Source organism: Rhodococcus sp. CX (assembly GCF_015865005.1).
Taxonomy (GTDB): Bacteria; Actinomycetota; Actinomycetes; order Mycobacteriales; family Mycobacteriaceae; genus Rhodococcus.
In genome coordinates, this window is the sequence record NZ_JADZGH010000027.1 from 1 (window position 1) to 4097 (window position 4097).

Sequence of the window (4097 nt, forward strand, 5' to 3'; positions counted from 1 at the left end):
GCGCGGCGGGATTCCTCACCGGTCACCGCGACCGGCGCCGCCCGCAGCGCGGCCGCCCTCTCGGCGGCCAGCGCGGCCCGCTCGTCCGCAGTGGCGTCGAGGGCCGCGAGTTCGGACTGTGCGGCGGCGCGGCGCTCCAGGCGACGGGCCAGCGCGACCGCCTCCTCGAGTTCCGCGCGGGCGCTGCGCTCCGCGTCGCGGGCGGTGTCCAGCGCGACGATCATGCTGTCCCGGGTGTCGACGGCGTCCTCGCGCAGCTTGCGCGCCCACCCGACCGGGTCGGCGTCGGCACCGGCCTCGATCCCGGCCGCCGCGTCGACCTTCGCGCTGAGCACGTCGACCTTCTTCTGCTGTTCGGCGAGCTTCTTCGCACCGGCAGCGGCCCGCTCGCGGAACCATTTCTCGACACCGCCGAAGAGCGTCGTGTCGAACAGCCGCTCGAGCAGCGCGCCGCGTTCCTTGCTGTCGGCCCGGAGGAACTTCGCGAACTCCCCCTGGGGCAGCAGGACGACCTGGAAGAACTGAGCCGCGCTCATGCCGAGCAGTGCCCCGATCACCTCGCCGATGTCCTCGTGCCGCGACAGGTTCTGCCCCGACCCGTCCAGCCAGGTCAGCGTCGCCTTCGCCTTCTCCTTGGTCGTGCCGGTGCCGCGCAGCTTCGGGCGTTCGTATTCGGGGCTGCGCACGATCCGCAGGCGTCGGCCGGCGATGGTGGCCTCGAGCATCACCTTCGGGACGGCACCGGCGGCGGCGTGATCGGACACCAGCCGGCGCCCCTCGGCGCGCGCACCGGGCACCGTCCCGTACAGCGCGAACGCGACCGCGTCGAGGATCGAGGTCTTGCCCGCTCCGGTGCGGCCGTGCAGCAGGAACAGCCCGTCGGCGCCGAGTTCGTCGAAGTCGACCCGGACCGTGTCTGCGAACGGCCCGAACGCGGTGACTTCGAGTGCGTGCAGCCTCACGCCGACACCTCCACGACCTCGTCGGCGGCCGCGATCTTGTCCGCGCCTACGCGGTCGGCCTCGCGCAGCGCCTGTTCGATCCAGCGGGCGTCCCGCTGCGACGGCTCCGACCGCACGTCCGTCAGGAACGCGCACGCGACGTCGAGGTTGCTGCGGCCGTGCACCTTCTCCCGGTAGCTGGTTCCCGACGTCGTGTCGGGGCGGTTCCAGACGACGTGCACCGCGTGCGGGAACCGGGTCTGCAGCCGTCGCATCGCATCGAGCGGCCGAACCGCGTCGGTCAGCTCGGCCGCGACGTAGTGGTCCTCCGCAGCGGCGTGCTCGGGATCGGCGAGCAGATCCTCGAGTGTTCCGGACAGCTGGCTCAGGCCCCGCACGACGGGGAGCTCGACCCGTTCGACCGACGCCACGCCGGTCGCGTCGAGGTCGACGAGCCACACCGCCTTGCGGTGACTGCGTTCGCCGAAGGAGTACGGCAGCGGTGACCCGGAGTAACGCACGTGCTCGGCGACGGTCTGCGGGGAGTGCAGGTGCCCGAGGGCGACATAGTCCATGCCGTCGAACGCGGACGCGGACACGGTTTCGACACCGCCGACCGAGATGGACCGTTCCGAACCGGTCGCCTCCGCCCCGACGACGAACGCGTGCGCGAGCAGCACCGTCCGGCCGCCGCGGATCTCGGCGTCGGCGCGGACCCGGCCCATCGCGGCGTCGAGGATCTCCTGGTGGGAGCGGGCCTTGGGCACGCCCAGTTCGGCTCGGGTGATCTCCGGCTCGAGATAGGGGATGCCGTAGAACGCGACCGGACCGTGCTCGTCGTCGACGATCACCGGGCGGTCCACGTCGGCGACCTTGGTGATCAGGTGCAGTCCCCCCTTGGCGGCGAACGCGGCGCCGGCACCGAGCCGCACCGGCGAGTCGTGGTTGCCGGAGGTCGCGACGATGACCGCGCCCGCCTCGTGGATCGCCTCCAACCCGGCGTTGCACACCGCTACCGCGTCGGAGCTGGGGATCGACCGGTCGTACACGTCGCCGGGCACGACCACGACGTCGACGCTGCGCTCGGCGACCAGTTCGGCGATCGCGGTCAGGGCGCGCGCCTGGTCTCCCAGCAGGTCCACACCGTGGAAGGTGCGGCCGATGTGCCAGTCGGAGGTGTGCAGGATCCGCATGGCGACGACCGTAGAGGACCGCACCGACACGTCCGGTTCGGGGTGAGTGCCCCGCGCATGTCGGTCCCGTGCGGCATCATCCGCCTCATGACTGCTCTCACGGCACTCGGGCTGATCGTGGCGCTCGTTCTCGGGTTCGGGCTGGGGTGGCTGGCGCAGGCGTCGCGGATCGGCGACCGGACCGCGCGCGCCGAGGCGCAGCTCGCGGCGCTGCGGGACAACGAGACGCAGTTGCGGCAGTCGCTCGGCGCGGTCAGCGAGGACGCGGCGCGCCGGCAGTCCGGCGCGATCGGCGAGCAGGTGTCGCGGCTGGTGGGGCCGCTGCAGGAGGCGGTGGGCGCGCTGGCCCGTCAGGTCGAGCACGTCGAACGCAATCGGGTCCACGCGTATGCCGGTCTGACCGAGCAGGTTGAGGGCATGCACCGGGCGTCGCTGTCGCTGTCGCAGCAGACCCAGCAGCTCGTGACGGCGCTGCGGGCCCCGCAGATCCGCGGCCGGTGGGGTGAGATCCAGCTCGAGCGGGTGGTGGAACTGGCCGGGATGGTCCGGCACTGCGATTTCGACACGCAGGTCGCCGCCGAGGGGGTGCGACCTGATCTGCTCGTCTACCTGGCAGGCGGCAAGCAGATCGTCGTCGACGCGAAGGTCCCGTTCGCCGCGTACCTCGACGCGGCGCAGGAAGAGGACGTCGCCGAACGCGATCGGCACCTGGCACGGCATGCTCGGCAGCTGCGCACCCACATCGACCAGTTGTCCGCGAAGGCGTACTGGGAGTCGTTCGACCCGACGCCCGAATTCGTGGTGCTGTTCGTGCCGGGCGATCCGTTCCTGGACGCTGCGCTCACCGCGGACTCGGGTCTGCTGGAGTACGCGTTCGGCCGGAACGTGATCCTCGCGACACCCACGACGCTGGTGGCGTTGCTGCGCACCATCGCGCACACATGGCGGCAGGAGGCACTGTCGCGCGACGCCGCGCAGATCCACCGGCTCGGCCGCGAGTTGTATCAGCGGCTCGGCACCGTGGGCAGTCACCTCGACCGGCTCGGCGCGCAACTGGGCAAGGCGGTCGATTCGTTCAATCAGACGGTGTCGTCGATGGAGACACGTGTCGGGGTGACGGCCCGGAAGCTCAGCGAACTGGAGATCTTCGACGGCGACGTGCCCGAGGTGCGTCGGGTCGACGCGTGGCCGCGGCGCGCCACCCTGACCGAAAACCCGGATCCGGCCGGTGCCGTCGACGAAGCAATCTGAGTCGGTGGGTCTACTGTCTATGTGTGTCTGCATCCCAACGTGCTCGCCCGGCGGTGGCGCTCGACATGCGCTCGCTCGCTCCGACCATGCCCGGAGTGCCCTGGTGGGGTGCCGTCGTCATTGCCGCCGGGGCGACTCTGCTCGGTGCGTTGATCGACTCGTTCCGCGGTGACGAGCTGACGACGGTCTTCTCCGTCTTCTATGTCCTCGGATGCATCGCCGCGGTCGTCGCGGTGCAGCAGCGCGGTGTGTTCACCGCGATGGCACAGCCTCCGCTGCTGCTGGTGGCGGCGATTCCCCTCGCCCAGGAGTTGCTGTTCGAATCGAGCGGCTCCGGCCTGCGGGATCTCGCGCTGAACGTGGCGTATCCGCTGGTGAACCGGTTCCCCGCGATGTTCGTTGCCACCGCGGCGGTGCTGATCATCGGTGGTGTCCGGATCTACATGGCCCAGCAGGAGACGGCGAATCGTTCCGGCGGGGCGAAGAGGTCCCGACCCGCCGCATTCAAGGGCACTGTGTCCAAGAGCCCTGCGTCCAAGAGCGCTGCCTCGAAGGGCGCGGCGGTGAGGAGCGCTGCGGTCAGGAGCTCGCGCCCGGCCGAGCAGAAGGCATCCGGAAGCGCGACCGCTCCCCGTCGCGAGGTCGTCGACGAACCCGGCCGGCGGCCGCGGACCGCGGCCGCACCCGCCCGCACCCGGCAGAGCGCGGAGCG

4 protein-coding genes are annotated in these 4097 nt (G+C 71.2%); 2 read left to right on the plus strand and 2 right to left on the minus strand.

Annotation, left to right across the window (positions count from 1 at the left end):
* On the minus strand, positions 1 to 962 hold a 962-nt coding region (locus tag I0Q12_RS02455), incomplete at its 3' end, for an AAA family ATPase (protein WP_197250441.1).
* Positions 959 to 2134 (minus strand): exonuclease SbcCD subunit D, encoded by a 1176-nt coding sequence (locus I0Q12_RS02460; protein WP_197250442.1) that lies wholly within the window; start codon positions 2132 to 2134, stop codon positions 959 to 961. The genes I0Q12_RS02455 and I0Q12_RS02460, both read right to left, overlap by 4 nt.
* Positions 2135 to 2221: 87 nt before the next feature.
* Between I0Q12_RS02460 and I0Q12_RS02465 the strand changes: the two genes are divergently transcribed.
* Positions 2222 to 3385 (plus strand): DNA recombination protein RmuC, encoded by a 1164-nt coding sequence (locus tag I0Q12_RS02465; protein WP_197250443.1) that lies wholly within the window; start codon positions 2222 to 2224, stop codon positions 3383 to 3385.
* A 23-nt stretch (positions 3386 to 3408) separates the two neighbouring features.
* Positions 3409 to 4097 (plus strand): DUF6542 domain-containing protein (locus I0Q12_RS02470; RefSeq protein ID WP_197250444.1); only part of this gene is annotated, 689 nt, incomplete at its 3' end.